Raw genomic sequence first — 17,920 nt, 5'->3', positions numbered from 1 at the left:
GCCCCCACCAGAAAAACGTCACGGTAGGGCTCCGTCATTGCGAGGAGCTCGGGACAAAATTGCGAAGCAATTTTGTGCTGATGCGACGAAGCAATCCAGATTGTCTCCGCGGATTCATTCCTGGATTGCTTCGCTTCGCTCGCAATGACGGAGAATGCGGTTAGCGGCTCGATCTTCTCGGCTCTCACAATGCTTGGTTCCCTGCCCCGGCGCTGCGTCCCGCTTACTTCATCGGCCAGATCGCCTCGGCGATCGCGGCCTGCGGCGGGAAGATGGTGACGAACTTGCCGCCGACATATTGCAGCAGCACCGGGTCGGCATCGTTGTTCTGGCCCGCCTCGTCGAACTTGACGCGCTTCCAGGGCATGATGGTCTGCTCGCCGGGGATGTCTGTCGCCGCCAGCGCATCGCGGATCTTCTCGCCGTCGGTCGACTTGGCGCGGCTGATGGCGTCGGCGAGGATGATCAGGCCCATGAACTGGCGCGAGGTGAGGTCGTTGAAGTCCTTGCCCGACCGCGCCTTGAACATCGCGTTGATCTTGCCGACCATCGGGCGCTTCTGCGCGAGGTCGAGCGAGAAGGTGCCGCGCGAGATCACGCCTTCGAGCTTGTCACCGACGGCATCATAGAGCGCCTTCTCCGAGAAGCCGGCGTCCTGCGCCACGATCGCGTTCGGCTTGTAACCGAGCTCGGCCATGGTCTTGACCAGCAGGATGCCATCGGTAGTGTAGCTCGAGGGCATCAGCACGTCGGCATTGGCGGTCTTGAGCTGCTGCACCTCGGCCGAGAGCGACGGCGAGTTGGCGCGATACTTGATGTCGGTGACGATCTTGTAGCCGCGCTCGCCGGCGATCTTGGCCTGGGCGTTGCCGGAATCGGTGCCGAATATAGTGTCCTCGTGGAACAGCGATAGCGTCTCGATCTTGGTGCCCTTCTTCTTCATGGCATCGAAGAAGTCGAACATCGCGGCCGAGTACATCTCGTCATGCGGCGCGGCGCGGAAATAGTATTTCAGGCCGCGGCGATGCAGGCTCGGCGAGGAATTGTCGGCGGAGACGAACGGGATCTGGTAGCGTTCGCAGATCTGGCTGACGGTGACGGCGACCGCGCTCTGATAGGTGCCGATGATGGCGGCGACCTTCTCCTGCGTGATCAGGCGCTCGGCCTCGGCGCGGCCCTTCTGCGGATCGGCCTGATGGTCGGCGAACACGAGGCGCACTTTTGCGCCGCCGAGGCCCGGCAGGCCCTCACCTTTCGCCAGCGGCAGGTCGAAATCGGTGTCCTTGTTGATGACTTCGAGCGCGGTCTCATAGGCCTTCTGGGCATCGACGCCCTGCTGCGCGCTGCCGCCGGAGAACGGATAGATCACGCCGATCACGACTTCCGAAGTCTGTGCGCGCGCGGCCAGCGGCACCAGCGCGGCTGTAGCGGTAGCTCCCAACAACACGTCGCGGCGAGAGATCGTCATGGCAAAGTCCCCTGTTACTGAATTTCGGCTGATCGAATGAAGTGATTGATGGCTGCGGTAAAGCCCGAACAAGCAGCAAACGCTGCCTGCTAAATCACGGCCATGGTCCTGTTCTTGAGATCCGTCACCAGCATCAGGCCGGGCGAATGCGTGATCGCGAACGGTAGCTTCGCGGCGTTGATGACGGATTGCGGAGTGACGCCACAGGCCCAGAACACCGGGATCTCGTCATCGGCAACCGGCACGGGATCGCCGTAGTCGGGCTTGGCAATGTCCTTGATGCCGATCAGATGCGGATGGCCGAGATGTACTGGCGCGCCGTGCACGGCGGGATAGCGCGAGGTGATCTGCACCGCGCGGATCGCATCCGCCGGCTTGAACGGACGCATCGACACCACCATCGGGCCGGCAAACGGTCCGGCCCCGCCGCAGGCGACGTTGGTGCGGTACATCGGCACGCGCACGTTCTTCTCGATGTGGCGGATCGGCATGCCCTCGTCGAGCAGGGCCTCTTCGAACGAGAAGGAGCAGCCGAGCACAAAGGTGACGAGATCGTCGCGCCAATACGACGTCACGTCGGTCGGTTCGTCCACGACCTCGCCGTCGCGCCAGACGCGATAGCGCGGAACGTCGGTGCGGATGTCGAGATCGGCGCCGAGCGAAGGGATGTAAGGGCTGCCGACGTCGGACATGCCGATGATCGGGCACGGCTTGGGATTGAGCTGGCAGAAGCGGTGAAAGGCGCTGGCATATTCCGCCGGCAGGATCGCCAGATTGCCCTGAACGAAGCCGGGGGCGACACCAGCGGTGGAGGCGACCAGCCCTTCGCGATAGGCAAGCCGGGCCTTGCGGCTCGGGAGCATGTCGGGCGTTTCAGTTTGCTGCGCTGCCACCAAAACAGTCATGGGATCGACCTGCCTATAAACTCGACAAAGACAAGCCAACACCAAGCGTGCTATAAAGTCTAATCGTCGTTTCTAATCAATCTCGATAAATCTGATTTATCGACTGGGAAAATCCTTCCAATGCTGGACTTCAGGTCGATCGAGACATTCCTCTGGGTTGTGAAGCTCGGCAGCTTTCGGGGCGCTGCACAACGGCTCAACACCACCCAGCCGGCGATCTCCCAGCGCATCGCCCAGCTCGAGCGCGAGATGGGCGTCAAGCTCCTCAATCGCGATCATCGCGTCGCTTCGCCGACGCCGAGCGGCCGGCAGATGATGGTCTATGCGGAGAAGCTGATCGGCCTGCGTGCCGCGATGATGGCGGAGATCGGCGACCGCTCGGCGATGCGCGGCGTCATGCGCCTCGGCGTCGCCGAGACCATCGTGCACACCTGGCTGCCGCGCCTGGTGAAGAGCGTGAACGAGGTCTATCCGAACCTGTCGCTGGAGATCGAGGTTGACATCACGCCGAACCTCACCGCGCGCCTGCTCGCGCAGGAGATCGAGCTTGCGTTTGTGGTGGGACCGCTGTCCGCTTCCGGCGTGCACAATCGCGTGCTCGCCGATTATCCGATCGGTTTCCTCGCAAGCCCCTCGCTCGGCCTCGGCCAGGGTCCGGTGACGCCGGCGGAGCTCGCGCGATTTCCGATCATCACCTTCCCGCGCAAGACCAAGCCTTACGAGGTCGTGCGCGAGGTGTTCGACCGGCCTGAGCTGCCGCCGATCCGGCTGCACGCCTCCGCCTCGCTGGCCACCGTCATCCACATGGCGGTCGAAGGACTCGGCATCGCCGTGATCCCCGACGCCATCGTCGAGAACGAGCTTGCCGACGGGCGGCTGCAACTGCTCGACACCGATCTCGCGATCGCGCCGCTGACCTTCACCGCGAGCTGGCTCGCCTCGCCCGACGTCGTGGCAGTCGAGCGCGTCGCTGAGCTGGCACGGCAAATTGCGCAGAGCAGCCTCACGGTTGACGCGCCCACGCTGGCGCGTCATTGAAAAAGGCGCCGGACAATTGAGAGACCGACCGCATGAGCCGAGCCGCCACCAACCTGCAGATCGATTCCGCCCGCCTCTGGGGCTCCATCCACGAGACCGCGCAATTCGGCGCGACGGCCAAGGGCGGCGTGCGGCGGCTGACACTGAGCTCCGAGGACAAGCAGGTCCGCGACTGGTTCCGCAAGGCCTGCGAAGACGCGGGCCTGGAGGTGCATGTCGATGCGCTCGGCTCGATGTTTGGCCTGCGCAAGGGCCGCGACATGTCGAAGCCGCCCGTCGGGATCGGCTCGCATCTCGACACGCAGCCGACCGGCGGCAAGTATGACGGCATTCTGGGAACGCTCGGCGCACTCGAAGTGATCCGCACGCTGAACGATGCCGGCATCGAAACCGAAGCGCCGATCTGCGTCGTCAACTGGACCAATGAGGAAGGCTCGCGCTTCGCGCCGGCGATGATGGCCTCTGCCGCCTATGTTGGCGACTTCACCACCGACGACATTTTGTCGCGCAAGGACGCCGAGGGCACGACCGTCGGCCAGGCGCTCGACGGCATCGGCTATCGCGGCGACAAGCCGGTCGGTTTCCAGAAGCTCGGCTGCTTCGTCGAGCTGCACATCGAGCAGGGCCCGATCCTGGAGGCCGAAGGCAAGACCATCGGCGTGGTCGATTCCGGTCAGGGCGTGCTGTGGTACGACGGTAAGATCAGCGGCTTCGAGAGCCATGCGGGATCGACCCCGATGCCGCTGCGGCGTGATGCGCTGGCGACACTGTCGGAGATCGTGCTGGCGATGGAGGAGATCGCGAAGAAGCACGGGCCGAACGCGGTCGGCACCATCGGCGAGGCCGTGATCGCAAACCCGTCACGCAACGTCATTCCCGGCGAGATCGCCTTCACCATGGATTGCCGCAGCGCGGATAGCGCCATCATGGACGCGCTCGATCGCGATTTGCGCGCCGCGATTGCCGAGATCGCCGCGCGCCGCAAGGTCGAGGTGAAGATCGACCTTGTCTGGCGCAAGCCGCCGACGCATTTCGATCCCAAGCTGATTGCGGCGGTCGAGAACGCGGCAAAGACGCTGGGCTACTCGTCTCGTCGCATCACCTCCGGAGCTGGCCACGATGCCTGCAACCTCAACACCGTCATGCCGGCGGCAATGGTGTTCGTGCCCTGCAAGGACGGCATCAGCCACAACGAGCTGGAGGACGCGACGCAGCCCGACTGCGCCGCGGGCACCAACGTTCTCATGCATACCGTGCTGGCGATCGCCGGCGTCGCATCCTGATCGGAGAGAGCCATGCGCGGAGTTTTCGTCGACGCCAATGAAACGCTTGCCGTGATCATGGAGCGGCTGGAGAAGCCGGGCGATCCCAAGGTGCGGATCCACCGGAATCCCGACATCAAGCCCGAGCAGTACCCTGATATTCTCGACGGCGCCGAGATCGCCATCGTCGATCACACCGCGCTGCCGACCGACGTCGCTAAGAAGTGCGCCGGGCTGAAGCACGTCGTGTTCCTCGGCACCGGCGCGCGCAGCTACATGAATCCGGAGGAACTGGCCGAACTGGGCATCTCCGTGCATCTGATCAAGGGCTACGGCGACACGGCGGTGGCGGAATCCGCGATCGCGCTGATGTGGGCCTCCGCCCGTGTCATCGCGATGATGGATCGCGAGATGCGCGGCGGCAACTGGCTGCGCGAGGACGGCATGCAGCTCACCGGCAAGAGGCTCGGACTGATCGGCTTCGGCGGCATTGCCGCGGAAGTTGCACGCATTGCGTCCGGCAGCGGCATGAAGGTGATCGCCTGGAACCGCTCGCCGAAGAGCTGTCCTGGCGTGGAATTCACCGATCTCGACACCGTGCTGACAAGGAGCGACGTGGTGTCGCTGCATCTGCTGCTCAACGATGAGACGCGCGGCATGATCACGCGCGAGAAGATCCTTGCGATGAAGCGCGGCGTCATCCTCATCAACACCGCTCGCGCCGCGATCGTCGACGAGACTGCGATGATCGACGCGCTGAAGTCGGGCCACATCCGCCATGCCGGTCTCGACGTCTTCAACATCGAGCCGCTGCCCGGCGATCATCCGCTGACAAAATTGCCGAACGTGACATTGTCGGCGCATTCCGCCTTCCGCACGCCGGAGGCGAGCGAAAACCTGATTGAAGCGGCGTGGGAGCACTGCCGCCGAATCGTAAGTTCGTAGGGTGGGTTAGCGAAGCGTAACGCACCGCTGTCTATTTCCGCTGGGGCAGAAGAGGTGGGTTACGGCTTCGCCTAACCCGCCCTACGCCCCCCCGCCGGATCGTAAGAGGATAAGAGCAATAACAAATGGCCGACTATCGCACCATCAAGGCAGAGCCGCTCACCAGTGTCATCTATGCCATCGCCAAGGCCGGCGGATCCACCGATCGCGAAGCCGAGCTGGTCTCCACCAACCTCGTCGAAGCGAATCTGAAAGGCCACGACTCGCACGGCGTCGGCATGATTCCGCGCTATGCCGAGGCGGTCGCCGAGGGCGGTCTCGCCATCAACCAGCACGTCAAGATCGTGATGGACACTGGCCCCCTGCTGACCCTCGACGGCCTGACCGGCTACGGCCAGGTGATGGGTCATGAGGCGATGGAGCTCGGCGCCGAGCGCGCCAAGCGCAACGGCGTCTGCGTCGTCGGCCTCTCCAACTCGCACCATATCGGCCGCATCGGCCACTGGGCCGAGCAGTGCATCGACCACGGGCTGGTCTCGATCCACTTCGTCAACGTGATCTCGCGCCCGATCGTGGCGCCCTGGGGCGGCAGCGATGCGCGCCACGGCACCAACCCCTTCTGCGTCGGCATCCCGCGCGCGGGCCACGAGCCGATCGTGCTCGACTTCGCCACCAGCAAGATCGCGCAGGGCAAGACCCGCGTCGCTCACAACAAGGGCGTCGCGCTCGAGCCCGGCACCATCATCGACAACGAGGGAAAACCAACGACGAACCCGCGTTACACCGTGATCGCGCCGCACGGCGCCATCCTGCCGTTCGGCGAGCACAAGGGCTCCGGCCTCGCACTGGTGTGCGAAATCCTGGGTGGCGCGCTCTCGGGTGGCGAGGTTGTCAAGGGTCCGGCCGACGGCAAGCGCCGCGTCCTCAACGGCATGCTCTCGATCATCATCGATCCCAACAAGCTCGGCACCGGCGAGAACCTCGCTCGCGAAGTCGAGAGCTTCGTCGCCTGGCACACCGGCTCGCCACCCGCCCCCGGCGTCGACAAGGTGAAGATTGCCGGCGAGCCCGAACGCGAGATCAGGAAGCAGCGGCTGGCCGAAGGCATCCCGGTCGATCCGAACACCTGGCAGGAAATTCTGGATGCCGGGAAGCGGTTCGGGCTGGATCGGGCCGCGATCGAGAAGATCGTGGGGTAAGTAATCTGCTGCGCGGGAATGGAAGAGTCATTTTCCGCGCTGCCCTCCCTTCTCCCCTTGTGGGAGAAGGTGACATAGGCGGCCTTCGGCCGCCGTTCTTGGAAACGCCGATGCTTCGCATCGGCTATGGCGCCGGTTGAGGGGTTCGCTCCACGAGGTGTCCTTCAAATGAGAGGCCTGTCTCCGCGGATAGAGACCCCTCACCCGGCCTCGATGCTCCGCATCGAAGCCACCCTCTCCCACAAGAGGAGAGGGTGAAGCACCGAGCTAGTCGACCATCTCCGCGACGGCCTTGCCGCAGGCCGTCGTGTCGGCGTTACCGCCGAGGTCCTTGGTCCGGAGCGTGCGTTCGGCGAGCGTGCGCTCGATCGCGTCGACGATCGACTTGGCGGCTTCCTTCTCGCCGAGATGTTCCAACATCATCGCGCCCGACCAGATCATGCCGATCGGGTTGGCGATGCCCTGCCCCGCGATGTCAGGCGCCGAGCCGTGCACCGGCTCGAACACCGAGGGGAAATCGCCCTCGGGATTGATGTTGCCTGACGGCGCGATGCCGATGGTGCCGGTGCAGGCCGGGCCGAGATCAGAGAGGATGTCGCCGAACAGATTGGAGCCGACCACGACGTCGAACCAGTCCGGATGCAGCACGAAGTTCGCGGTCAGGATGTCGATGTGATACTTGTCCCACTTCACGCCCGGGAACTTCTTGGCCATCGCCTCCACGCGTTCGTCCCAATAGGGCATCGTGATGGAGATGCCGTTCGATTTCGTCGCCGACGTCAAGTGCTTCTTCGGCCGCGACTGGGCAAGCTCGAAGGCGAACTTCAGGATGCGGTCGACGCCGATGCGGGTCATCACCGTCTGCTGCGTCACGAACTCACGGTCGGTGTCCGGGAACATGCGGCCGCCGACGGAGGAATATTCGCCTTCCGTGTTCTCGCGCACCACCCAGAAATCGATGTCGCCGGGCTTGCGGTTCGCCAGCGGCGACGGCACGCCGGGCATCAGCCGCACCGGGCGCAGGTTCACATACTGGTCGAACTCGCGGCGAAACTTGATCAACGAGCCCCACAGCGAGACGTGGTCCGGAATCTTGGCCGGCCAACCGACCGCACCGAAATAGATCGCATCGTGCTTGCCGATCTTTTCCTTCCAGTCATCCGGCATCATCTGGCCGTGCTTCTCGTAATAGTCCCAGGACGAGAAGTCGAAATGGTCGAATTGCAGGGACACCCCGTGCTTCTTCGCCGCCGCCTCCAGAACGCGCTGGCCCTCAGGCATCACTTCCTTGCCGATGCCGTCGCCGGGAATGACCGCGATCCGGTATTGTTTCTTGCTCATGGAGAACGTCCTTGATTGGTTCGGCAGCCGCCGCCTTTTGATCGCACTGCAATGGACCAAACGCGGCGGCAGTGCAACGCTGCACTGCAATGTTGACCATGGCGCGACCGAGCGCCTACTGATTTGATGCTGTTCCTATCCTGCGAGTCCCCTTCATGGATCTGCATCTGCGTGGCAAGCGCGTCCTGATCACGGGCGCATCCAAGGGCATCGGCGCGGCCGCCGCCGAGGCGTTTGCCGAGGAAGGCGCCCATCTGCTGCTCGCTGCCCGCAGCGGCGAGCAGCTCAAGGTGCTGGCGGAGCGGTTGCGCTCCGCGCACCAGGTCGATGCCGCGACGAGTGTCGTCGATCTACGCAAAGCCGAGGACATCGCGCGGCTCGCCAACGAAGCCGCCGACATCGACATCCTCGTCAACAATGCTGGCGACATCCCTGGCGGGTCCATCGACAAGATCGACGAGGCGACCTGGCGGCACGCCTGGGAATTGAAAGTGTTCGGCTACATCAACCTCACCCGGCAGATCTACGCGCAGATGAAGGCCAAGGGTGGTGGCGTGATCGTTAACGACATCGGCGCGGCGGGCGAGAAATTCGATGCCAATTACATCTGCGGCAGCGCCGGCAATGCCGCGCTGATGGCCTTCACCCGTGCGCTCGGTGGAAAAAGTCTCGCCGACAACATCCGCGTGGTCGGCATCAATCCCGGACCTGTCGGCACCGACCGCCACGTCACCCTGCTCAAGACGCGGGCAAAGCACCAGTTCGGCGACGAGAGCCGCTACAAGGAATTCCAGAAGAGCCTGCCGCTCGGCCGCCCTGCGCATGCGCGCGAGATCGGTGATCTCATGGCGTTCCTGGCGTCGGATCGCTCGGGCTATACGTCGGGGGTGATCTACACCGTTGATGGCGGCATCAGCGCCGGGTGGGGCTAACTCTATCCCCGTCATTGCGAGCGAAGCGAAGCAATCCAGAAATGCCCCCGCGGTGAAAAGACTGGATTGCTTCGCTTCGCTCGCAATGACGGCACCAAGTACAAGCATAGGAGTAAAATAGTTGTCTCAAGAGCTGATCCGCGAAACCGCGTGCGCCGTCGTCGACAAATTGCGGTCTGGCGACGTCTCGCCGCTCGAACTGCTGGATGTATTGGAGAAGCGCATCAGCGAAGTCGATGGCAAGGTCAACGCGCTGCCGACGCTGTGCTTCGATCGCGCCCGGGAAAACGCCAAGGCGCTGACGCAGAAGCCGGCTGGCGCGCGCGGGCTGCTCGCGGGCCTGCCGGTGCCGATCAAGGATCTGACCGACGTTGCGGGCGTGCTGAACACGCAGGGCTCGCCGATCTTCAAGGATAACATCCCCGCGAAATCCGACCTCATGGTCGAGAACCTCGAAGCCAATGGCGCGGTGGTCTACGCCAAGTCCAACACGCCGGAATTCGGCGCCGGCGCCAACACCTTCAACGAGGTGTTCGGTGCGACCCTCAATCCCTGGGATACTTCGAAATCTGCCGCCGGCTCCTCCGGCGGCGCGGCAGTGGCGCTGGCCACCGGCATGGCCTGGCTCGCGCAGGGCTCCGACATGGGCGGCAGCCTGCGCAGTCCGGCAAGTTTCTGCGGCATCGTCGGCATGCGGCCGAGCATCGGCCGCGTCGCGCATACGCCCAAGGCGGGCATCGACCGCAATCTCGGCGTGCAGGGCCCGATGGCCCGCAATGTCGAGGATCTCGCACTGCTGCTGGATGCCATGAGCGGCGACTATGCCGCCGATCCGCTGTCGCTGCCGGCGCCGCTGACTTCGTTCCTGTCAGCTGCCCAGTCCGGCAAGAAGCCGAGGCGCATCGCCTATTCGCCCGATCTCGGCATCACGCCGGTCGATCCCGAGGTCAAGGCGATCACACGCAAGGCGGCTGAACGCTTCGCCGAGGCCGCCGTCACCGTCGAGGAGGCGCATCCGGACTGGCGCGAGGCGCATGAATGCTTCCACGTGCTGCGCGCTTTCGACTTCGCGATCAGCAAGGCACAACTTCTCCGCACTAAGCGTGACCTGCTCAAGCCCGAGGTGATCTGGAACATCGAGGAAGGCCTCAAGCTCACCGTCGAGCAGCTCGAACGTGCCGAGGCCCAGCGCGTCGGCATGACCGCGCGCGCGGTCGAGTTCTTTAGGACCTACGATCTCCTGCTGGTGCCGACCACGATCGTGCCGCCCTTCCCAGTCGAAAATCGCTATGTCGCCGAATGCGCGGGCAAGCGATTTGACAATTACGTCGAATGGCTCGGCATCGTCTACGCCATCACGCTCGCATGCTGCCCGTCACTGTCGCTGCCCTGCGGTTTCACGGCGTCAGGCCTGCCGGTCGGCGTGCAGGTGGTCGGCGCACCACGAGCGGATGCGCAAGTGATCGCAGGCGCGAAAGTGCTGGAGGATATATTGGGCCTGCGCGGCACGACACCGATCGATCCGAGGGTGAAGAATTAATCTCACGCTCGTGCCCCGGACGCAGCGCGGCGCTCCTTCAGCGGTGCGCTGCAGAGCCGGGGCCCACCTCGCCGAGACCTCCCGTGCATCTCCTGGGTCCCGGCTCTGCGGCGCAGCGCTGACGCGCTGCACCTTGTCCGGGACACGAGACCTCACCTCCCGCTCGTCGCCTCAAGACTCCGGCTGTAGCGCGACATCGCAAAGCAAAAGACAAAATAGATTGCGGCGACGAAGATATAGACCTCGACGGAAAACTGCTGCCAGGCGGGATCGATGATCGCGGTCTTCGCCGTCGTCAGCAGGTCGAAGATGCCGATGATCAGCACGAGACTGGTGTCCTTGAAGAAGGCGATGAAGGTGTTGACCAGCGGCGGGATGACGTGGCGGATCGCCTGCGGCAGGATGATCAGCCGGTTCTTGCGCCAGTAGGACAGCCCGAGCGCGTCGGCAGCCTCATACTGCCCTCGCGGCACGGCCTGAAGGCCACCGCGGATGACTTCAGCAAGATAAGCGCCCGCGAACAGGATGATCGCGATCTGTGCGCGCAGGAGCTTGTCGATGTTGAACCCACTGGGCATGAACAGCGGAAACATCACGCTCGCCATGAACAACAGGCTCACCAGCGGCACGCCGCGGATCAGCTCGACATAGAGCACACTGAGCGAACGGATCGCTGGAAGCTTTGAACGCCTGCCGAGCGCGACAAGGATGCCGAGTGGAAAGCCGAACGCGAGTCCAAACGTCGCCAGGATCAGCGTGACCGGCAATCCGCCCCAGCGATCCTGCGAGACGAAAGAGAGTCCCAGCACCCCGCCCCACATCAGGACGCTGATTAGTGCGAGCGCACCGATCCAGATGAAAACGAGCTCGCGCCTCCACAGGGCGCGGCGGGTCGAGAGATAGAACAGCGCGATGAACAGCACGACCGACAGCGCCGGCCGCCACTGCTCGTCGAACGGATAGGTGCCGAACAGGATGAAGCGGTACTTTTCAGGAATGACCGCCCAGCAGGCGCCGATGCCGCGCACCGCGCGGCAAGCGCTGGAATCATTCACCGGCGTAAGCCAGACCGCACTGGCAATGCCCCATTGCACGAAGCTGATCACGCCCTTCGAGAGCACTGCCAGCAGCACGATCGTCAGGATGCCGTTCGGGATCGACGAGAACAAGTTGGCGCGCAGCCAGCGCAGCATCGGATTACCAACTTGCGGGCGGCGAGCGGCCCGCGGCACGTCCGGCATATCGCTGATCGCCGTCATTCTCAGCGCTCCACCAGCGCGATGCGCGCATTATACCAGTTCATGAAGAAGCTGATACCGAGACTGATGGTCAGGAACACCGCCATGATCAACGCGATCGCCTCGATCGCCTGACCTGTCTGGTTCAGCGTGGTGTTCGCGATCGAGACGACATCCTGGTAGCCGATCGCGACCGCGAGCGAGGAGTTTTTTGTCAGATTGAGATACTGGCTCGTCATCGGCGGCACGATGACGCGTAGCGCCTGCGGCAAGATGATCTGCCGCAGCATGAAGCTGCGGCGCAGACCGAGCGCGTTGGCGGCGTCCCACTGTCCCCGCGGCACCGACTGGATGCCGCTGCGCACGATCTCGGCGATGAAGGCCGAGGTGTAGGTGACGAGTGCGATCAGCAGCGCGAAATATTCCGGCGCCAGCGTCAGCCCGCCGACGAAGTTGAAGCCGCGCAGCTGAGGCCATTCGATCCGCCAGGATACGCCGAGCAGCACAGACACCAGCGCCGGCAACGCAATCACCAGCGCAACCGCAAAGGGCCACGCTGGCCGCGGCTTGCCATCGCGCATCTGCTGCGCGACCAGCCATCGCCGGACGACATAGAACACCGCGCAACCCAGCACCGCGGTGCCGAGGACCGCGAGCTGCGGCGGGCCGAACGGGATCGCCGGCAGGATCAAGCCGCGATTGGAGAGGAACACACCCTCGACAGGTCGCCACGCAGCGCGTGCGGCCGGCAGCGCCTGCATCAACACGTACCAGAACAGGAGCTGAAGCAGCAGCGGGATATCGCGAAGCGTCTCGACATAGACCGCGGCGAGCCGTGACAGCAGCCAGTTCGCCGACAATCGCGAAATGCCGATTAGCGTGCCCAAAATCGTCGCGAGCACGATCCCGATCACGGCAACGCGCAAGGTGTTGGCGACCCCGACGACGAACGCCCAGAGGTAAGTGTCTCTCGGACTATAGGCGAGCAGACTGTCGGCGATCGGCATGCCGGCCTCGCGGCCGAGGAAGGCAAAACCGGTGGTGATGCGGCGGGCCGAGAGGTTGGTGACGGTGTTGGACCAGAGGAAGGCGACGACCGCAACCGCGATGCCGACGACCAGGACCTGCCAGAACAGGCCCTTCAGCTCGCGGCGCCCGAAGGCGCCGAAGAAGCGGCGGCGCGGCGGCGGTCTCGGCGCATCTGAGGTCACGGCACAAAAATCCTTCTCAAGGGGCAGCGATTTCCGGCAGCGCACGTCAACTGTTGCACCAAACTTCGATTCATGCAACAAATGTTTCATGGCCGAGCCCGCGAAATCCTCGCCGTTGAGCGAGCTGCGTATTGCATTGCCATCGCTCCCGATGCGCTTGCAGGAGGTCGGACGCTTCGTCGCCGCCAACGACTACGACGCCACCACCCGTTCGATGCGCGATCTGGCGGCGGAAGCCGGCGCCGATCCTGCTGCATTCACGCGGCTTGCGAAGGCGATCGGCTATTCGGGCTGGGAGGCGTTGCGCGCGGCGCTGACCGAGGCGCGGCGGCCGTCGCAGACCGCGCCCTTCTCCGGCCGCGCAAGAGGCCGTCGCCACGGGCCGAACGCCGATGTCGCGCTCGTCACCGACAAGCTCGAGGCCGAGGCCGCCGGCCTTCCGCGGATCCCGGCACACCCGATCGCAGAAGCTGCCCGCGCGCTGCACGATGCCAAGCGGATCTGGATTGCCGGCTATCGAAGCTGCCGCAGCGTCGCGGAATTGCTGAACTACGAGCTGCGACTGTTTCGGCCCGAGCAGGTCCAGCTCGTCGGTGCTTCCGGGCCCGACGACCTCGATCTCGGCGCGTTCCGGCCCGGGGAAGCCGTCATCGTCGTCGGCTTCCTACCCTACACGCATGCAAGCGTCCGCGTCGCACAGGCGGCCTATCGCGCCGGCGCGACACTGATCGCCATCGCGGATAGCCTCTCGGCACCAATGGCCGAGGGCGCCGACCACGTGCTGCTGTTCGAGGCGGCCTCCTCTCCGGGCTTCTTTCCTAGCCTCACGGGCGCGATTGCGATCGCGCAATCGCTCGCGGCGGTCACGTTCGCGCTCGGCGGCGTTACCGCGAAGAAGCGTCTGGAAAGTACCGAGGCGCGGCTCGCTGCGACCTCCACTTACGTCCCAGAGAAAGGTTGACCCATGGCCGCTCGCACCAGCCGCGTGCTGCACCGCTCGTTGCGCGAAACGCCGCCCAAGGCGATTGGCGGCGAAGGCGTCTATCTCTTCGCCGAGGACGGCCGGCGCATCATCGATGCCTCCGGCGGCGCGGCGGTCTCCTGCCTCGGGCACCAGCACCCGCGCGTGATCGCGGCGATGGCGAAGCAGGCCGCGACGCTTGCCTATGCTCATACGGCGTTCTTCTCCTCCGAGCCGGCCGAGGCACTGGCTGAGGTGCTGGTCGGACATGAGCCTGGCGGGCTCGCCTACGCCTATTTCGTCAGCGGCGGATCAGAGGCGATCGAGGCCAGCATCAAGCTCGCCCGGCAGTATTTCATCGAGCGCGGCGAGCCGCAGCGGCAACACTTCATTGCGCGGCGGCAGAGTTATCACGGCAACACGCTCGGCGCGCTTGCCGCCGGCGGCAATGCCTGGCGGCGCGCGCCCTATGCGCCGCTGCTCTCGGCGGCATTCAGCCACGTGACGCCGGCCTTCGCCTATCACGAGAAGAGCGAGGGCGAGTCGGATGCGCAGTTCGTCGCGCGCCTTGCCGCCGAGCTCGAGGCCGAGTTTCAGCGGCTTGGCCCCGGCACCGTCGCGGCGTTCCTCGCCGAGCCCGTCGTCGGCGCCACCGCCGGCGCCGTGACTGCACCCGACGGCTACTTCAAGGCCATGCGCGAGATCTGCGACCGGCACGGCGCGCTGCTGATCCTCGACGAGGTCATGTGCGGCATGGGCCGCACCGGCACAACGCACGCCTGGGAGCAGGAAGGTGTCGCGCCCGACATCCAGGCGATCGCGAAGGGTCTCGGCGGCGGCTATCAGCCGATCGGCGCGATGCTCGCGAGCGGCAAGATCGTCGACACGATCCGCGCCGGCTCCGGCGCGTTCCAGCACGGTCACACCTATCTGGCGCATCCCCTCGCCTGCGCGGCCGCGCTCGCGGTGCAAAACGTGATCCGCGAAGATGGCCTGCTCGATCAGGTCAGGGAACGCGGACGACAACTCGAGCAACGGCTGACCGAACGCTTCGGTAATCACCGCCATGTCGGCGACATCAGGGGCCGCGGGCTGTTCTGGGCGATCGAGCTCGTCGCCGATCGCGCCAGCCGCACCTCGTTCGATCCAACGCTCAAGCTGCACCAGAAAATCAAGGCGGAGGCGCTCGCCAACGGGCTCGGCTGCTATCCCGGCGGCGGCACCGTGGACGGGGTGCGCGGCGACCACGTGCTGCTGGCGCCGCCCTATATCGCTTCCGCAGACGAGATCGATCTGATCGTCGACAGGCTCGGCACGGCCGTCGACAACGTGTTGCGTAGTGTCAATCACTGAGGGGAGACTAGCATGATGAGGAAAGTGGTTATCGCAGCGGGCGTGCTCGCAGCATCGACGGTCGTCGCTTCGGCCGCGACGCTCGACACGGTGAAGAGCCGCGGCACGCTGGTGTGCGGCGTCAGCGCCGGCTTTGCCGGCTTCTCCGCGCCGGACTCGCAAGGCAACTACAAGGGTCTCGACGTCGACTATTGCCGCGCCCTCGCGGCCAGCGTGCTCGGTGATCCCAACAAGGTGCGTTACGTCTCGCTGACCGCGCAGAACCGCTTCACCGCGCTGCAATCGGGCGAGATCGACGTACTCTACCGCAACTCGACCCAGACATACTTGCGCGGCGTGACGCTGGGCCTGCGGCAAGGTCCGATCAACTTCTACGACGGCCAGGGTTTTGTCGTGAAGAAAGATCTCGGTGTGAAGGAGCTGAAGGACCTCAAGGGCGCCACCGTCTGCGTGGCTCAAGGCACCACGCATGAGGTCACGCTGGGTGATTACGGCCGCGCCAACGGCATCGACTGGAAGCCGCTGGTGTTCGACCGCATCGACACCATGTATCAGACCTTCTTCGGCGGCCGCTGCGATGCCATGACCCAGGATGCCTCCGCGCTGGCTGGTGCCGTGACGACCGCGGCGCCGAACCCGGCCGACTACGTCGTGCTGTCGCAGACCATCAGCAAGGAGCCGCTCGGCCCCTTCACCCGCAACGGCGACGAGGTCTGGAGCGACATCATCACCTGGCTGCATTACGGTCTGATCGAGGCCGAAGAACTCGGCGTCACGCAAGCCAATGTTGACGAGATGGCGAAGTCGCAGACGCCTGCGATCCAGCGGCTCCTTGGTGCCTCCGGCGACCTCGGCTCGCGGCTTGGGCTCGACAACAAATGGCTGGTCACGGCGATCAAGGCCACCGGCAATTATGGCGAGATCTATGAGCGCAACGTCGGCAAGGCCAGCACGCTCAAGCTCGATCGCGGCCTCAACGGCCTCTGGAGCAAGGGCGGCTTGATGTACGCGCTGCCGTTCAAGTAGACGGTGCTTCACCTCTCCCCGCCTGCGGGGAGAGGTCGACCGCGCAGCGGCCGGGTGAGGGGGAGCTTCCGCGAGTCCAACTCTCACCGTCCCCGCGGAGACTCCCCCTCACCCCACCCTCTCCCCGCAAGCGGGGCGAGGGTGACGAGACATCCCATGCGCATCGCCCTCATCCACGCCCTCAAGCACTCCATCGCCCCGATCGAGGCGGCGTTCGCGCAAGCGTGGCCCGAGGCGCGGCTGATGAACCTGCTCGATGACAGCCTATCCGCGGATCTGGCGCGCGACGGCGCGCTCACCGACACCATGACCGAGCGCTTCCTGGCGCTCGGCGATTACGCCGTCGCGACGGGGGCGGACGGGATCTTGTTCACCTGTTCGGCCTTCGGTCCCTGCATCGATGCGGTCGCGCGGGCGCATGCGCCGATGCCCGTGCTGAAGCCGAACGAGGCGATGATCGAGCGTGCCGTGACCATGGGTAAGCGCATCGGCCTGCTCTCGACCTTCCCGCCGACCCTGGTCTCGATGCCGCCGGAATTTCCTGCGTCCGTCCAAATCGTGCCGAAACTTGCCGAGGGCGCGCTGGCCGCTCTCGACCGCGGCGACCGCGCCACGCACGACCGGCTGATTGCGGAGGCCTCGCGCGATTTGCGCGATTGCGATGTTATCGCGTTGGCCCAGTTCAGCATCGCGGCAACGGCGCCGCTGGTTGCGGAAGCCACCGGCCGCCCTGTCGTGACGACGCCGGACAGCGCCGTCGAGAAGCTGATGAGCCTGCTGAAGGCGAAGGCTTAAGCGCCGTTCTTTTTTCGCCGGGCATCCTTGATCGCGACTGCGAGCGCGGCCTTCGTTTCGCTCACGAAATCCTGGACGAGATCCTCGCGCGTGGCATGTGCGGCCTCGCCGGTGAACAGGCCCTGCTCGGCCAGCATCACCACGCCGTGCAGCGCCGCCCAGATCTTGAGGGCCTGCCGTTCGCGCAAATAGTCGACGGCAGGCACCTCCAGGGCCTCGATCACGAGCGCAAACGTCTCGCGCGTGGCCTCATGCAGCTCGCTGCCCTTGGCGGCGCAGGACACGATGCGCGAGGCGAACATCAGGCGATAGATGCCGTTGCGGCGCAATCCGAAGTCGAGCATTGCCTGCGCCAGCCGCGACAGCTTCGACTGCTGTGACGGTTTCGCCATCGCCGCCCGAAAGGTTGCACTGAGCTGCCGGAACGCCTCCGCCGTCACCGCCGCAAGCAAGGCTTCGCGGTCGGCAAAATGCCGATATGGCGCCGGCTGCGAGACGCCGAGCTGCTTGGCCAGCGCCTTGATGCTGATCGCCTCGGCGCCGCCGCGTTCCGCTTCGCGCAGCGCGGCCTTGATCAAGGCATCGCGAAGATCGCCATGGTGGTAGGTCTTCTCGGGCTTGCGGGCGAGTTGTGAGCGCATGTCGGGGCGAGCCTATAAGTTTGCGCTTGACAAGGGAAGCCTACCGCGAATGTAATAGGATATAA

General features: G+C 64.8%; 16 protein-coding genes. 10 read left to right on the top strand and 6 right to left on the bottom strand.

Annotated elements, in window-relative coordinates; genetic code table 11:
- Window positions 1-223: 223 nt before the first annotated feature.
- Window positions 224-1,468 carry an ABC transporter substrate-binding protein gene (locus tag LRP30_RS12475; RefSeq protein WP_128935071.1) on the bottom strand — a complete coding sequence of 415 codons (1,245 nt, stop codon included), beginning with the start codon at window positions 1,466-1,468 and terminating at the stop codon, window positions 224-226.
- 89 nt (window positions 1,469-1,557) lie between these two features.
- A complete protein-coding gene (locus LRP30_RS12470) occupies window positions 1,558-2,373 on the bottom strand; it encodes a putative hydro-lyase (protein ID WP_249760498.1) in 816 nt (271 codons plus the stop codon).
- Between the two features lie 120 nt (window positions 2,374-2,493).
- Here LRP30_RS12470 and LRP30_RS12465 point away from each other — a divergent pair, with 120 nt between their 5' ends.
- From LRP30_RS12465 to LRP30_RS12450, 4 genes are all read left to right on the top strand, one after another.
- Window positions 2,494-3,411 (top strand): LysR family transcriptional regulator, encoded by a 918-nt coding sequence (locus tag LRP30_RS12465; protein WP_128935073.1) that lies wholly within the window; start codon window positions 2,494-2,496, stop codon window positions 3,409-3,411.
- A 32-nt stretch (window positions 3,412-3,443) separates the two neighbouring features.
- A complete protein-coding gene (locus LRP30_RS12460; RefSeq protein ID WP_249760497.1) occupies window positions 3,444-4,694 on the top strand; it encodes a Zn-dependent hydrolase in 1,251 nt (416 codons plus the stop codon).
- A gap of 12 nt (window positions 4,695-4,706) precedes the next feature.
- Window positions 4,707-5,618 carry an NAD(P)-dependent oxidoreductase gene (locus LRP30_RS12455; RefSeq protein ID WP_249760496.1) on the top strand — a complete coding sequence of 304 codons (912 nt, stop codon included), beginning with the start codon at window positions 4,707-4,709 and terminating at the stop codon, window positions 5,616-5,618.
- A 125-nt stretch (window positions 5,619-5,743) separates the two neighbouring features.
- Window positions 5,744-6,817 carry a malate/lactate/ureidoglycolate dehydrogenase gene (locus LRP30_RS12450; RefSeq protein WP_249760495.1) on the top strand — a complete coding sequence of 358 codons (1,074 nt, stop codon included), beginning with the start codon at window positions 5,744-5,746 and terminating at the stop codon, window positions 6,815-6,817.
- 267 nt (window positions 6,818-7,084) lie between these two features.
- On the opposite strand, the gene LRP30_RS12445 is transcribed toward LRP30_RS12450, so the two are convergent.
- A complete protein-coding gene (locus LRP30_RS12445) occupies window positions 7,085-8,158 on the bottom strand; it encodes a tartrate dehydrogenase (protein ID WP_249760494.1) in 1,074 nt (357 codons plus the stop codon).
- Between the two features lie 155 nt (window positions 8,159-8,313).
- Here LRP30_RS12445 and LRP30_RS12440 point away from each other — a divergent pair, with 155 nt between their 5' ends.
- Complete coding sequence (locus tag LRP30_RS12440; RefSeq protein WP_249760493.1) at window positions 8,314-9,090, top strand: SDR family oxidoreductase; 777 nt, start codon at window positions 8,314-8,316, stop codon at window positions 9,088-9,090.
- A 121-nt stretch (window positions 9,091-9,211) separates the two neighbouring features.
- Complete coding sequence (locus LRP30_RS12435; protein WP_249760492.1) at window positions 9,212-10,630, top strand: amidase family protein; 1,419 nt, start codon at window positions 9,212-9,214, stop codon at window positions 10,628-10,630.
- A gap of 152 nt (window positions 10,631-10,782) precedes the next feature.
- On the opposite strand, the gene LRP30_RS12430 is transcribed toward LRP30_RS12435, so the two are convergent.
- Together LRP30_RS12430 and LRP30_RS12425 are read right to left on the bottom strand one after the other, a co-directional pair.
- A complete protein-coding gene (locus tag LRP30_RS12430) occupies window positions 10,783-11,889 on the bottom strand; it encodes an amino acid ABC transporter permease (RefSeq protein ID WP_249760491.1) in 1,107 nt (368 codons plus the stop codon).
- 2 nt (window positions 11,890-11,891) lie between these two features.
- Window positions 11,892-13,079, bottom strand: coding sequence for an ABC transporter permease subunit (locus LRP30_RS12425; RefSeq protein ID WP_128944877.1), 1,188 nt, complete (start codon window positions 13,077-13,079; stop codon window positions 11,892-11,894).
- Window positions 13,080-13,167: 88 nt separating this feature from the next.
- Between LRP30_RS12425 and LRP30_RS12420 the strand changes: the two genes are divergently transcribed.
- The 4 genes from LRP30_RS12420 (at window position 13,168) to LRP30_RS12405 (ending at window position 17,214) form a co-directional block, all read left to right on the top strand.
- Window positions 13,168-14,040 (top strand): MurR/RpiR family transcriptional regulator, encoded by an 873-nt coding sequence (locus tag LRP30_RS12420; RefSeq protein ID WP_249760490.1) that lies wholly within the window; start codon window positions 13,168-13,170, stop codon window positions 14,038-14,040.
- A 3-nt stretch (window positions 14,041-14,043) separates the two neighbouring features.
- Window positions 14,044-15,393, top strand: coding sequence for an aspartate aminotransferase family protein (locus LRP30_RS12415; protein WP_249760489.1), 1,350 nt, complete (start codon window positions 14,044-14,046; stop codon window positions 15,391-15,393).
- 12 nt (window positions 15,394-15,405) lie between these two features.
- Complete coding sequence (locus LRP30_RS12410) at window positions 15,406-16,419, top strand: amino acid ABC transporter substrate-binding protein (RefSeq protein ID WP_249760488.1); 1,014 nt, start codon at window positions 15,406-15,408, stop codon at window positions 16,417-16,419.
- Between the two features lie 156 nt (window positions 16,420-16,575).
- Window positions 16,576-17,214 carry an aspartate/glutamate racemase family protein gene (locus tag LRP30_RS12405; protein ID WP_249760487.1) on the top strand — a complete coding sequence of 213 codons (639 nt, stop codon included), beginning with the start codon at window positions 16,576-16,578 and terminating at the stop codon, window positions 17,212-17,214.
- Here the strand turns inward: LRP30_RS12405 and LRP30_RS12400 are convergent.
- Window positions 17,211-17,855, bottom strand: coding sequence for a TetR/AcrR family transcriptional regulator (locus LRP30_RS12400; RefSeq protein ID WP_249760486.1), 645 nt, complete (start codon window positions 17,853-17,855; stop codon window positions 17,211-17,213). The genes LRP30_RS12405 and LRP30_RS12400 overlap by 4 nt on opposite strands.
- Window positions 17,856-17,920: the final 65 nt, after the last annotated feature.

This window comes from Bradyrhizobium sp. C-145 (assembly GCF_023375135.1).
In the GTDB taxonomy this organism is placed as follows: Bacteria; Pseudomonadota; Alphaproteobacteria; order Rhizobiales; family Xanthobacteraceae; genus Bradyrhizobium; species Bradyrhizobium zhanjiangense.
Note: the sequence above shows the minus strand (reverse complement) of the source record. Positions and strands in the feature narration are given on the sequence as shown.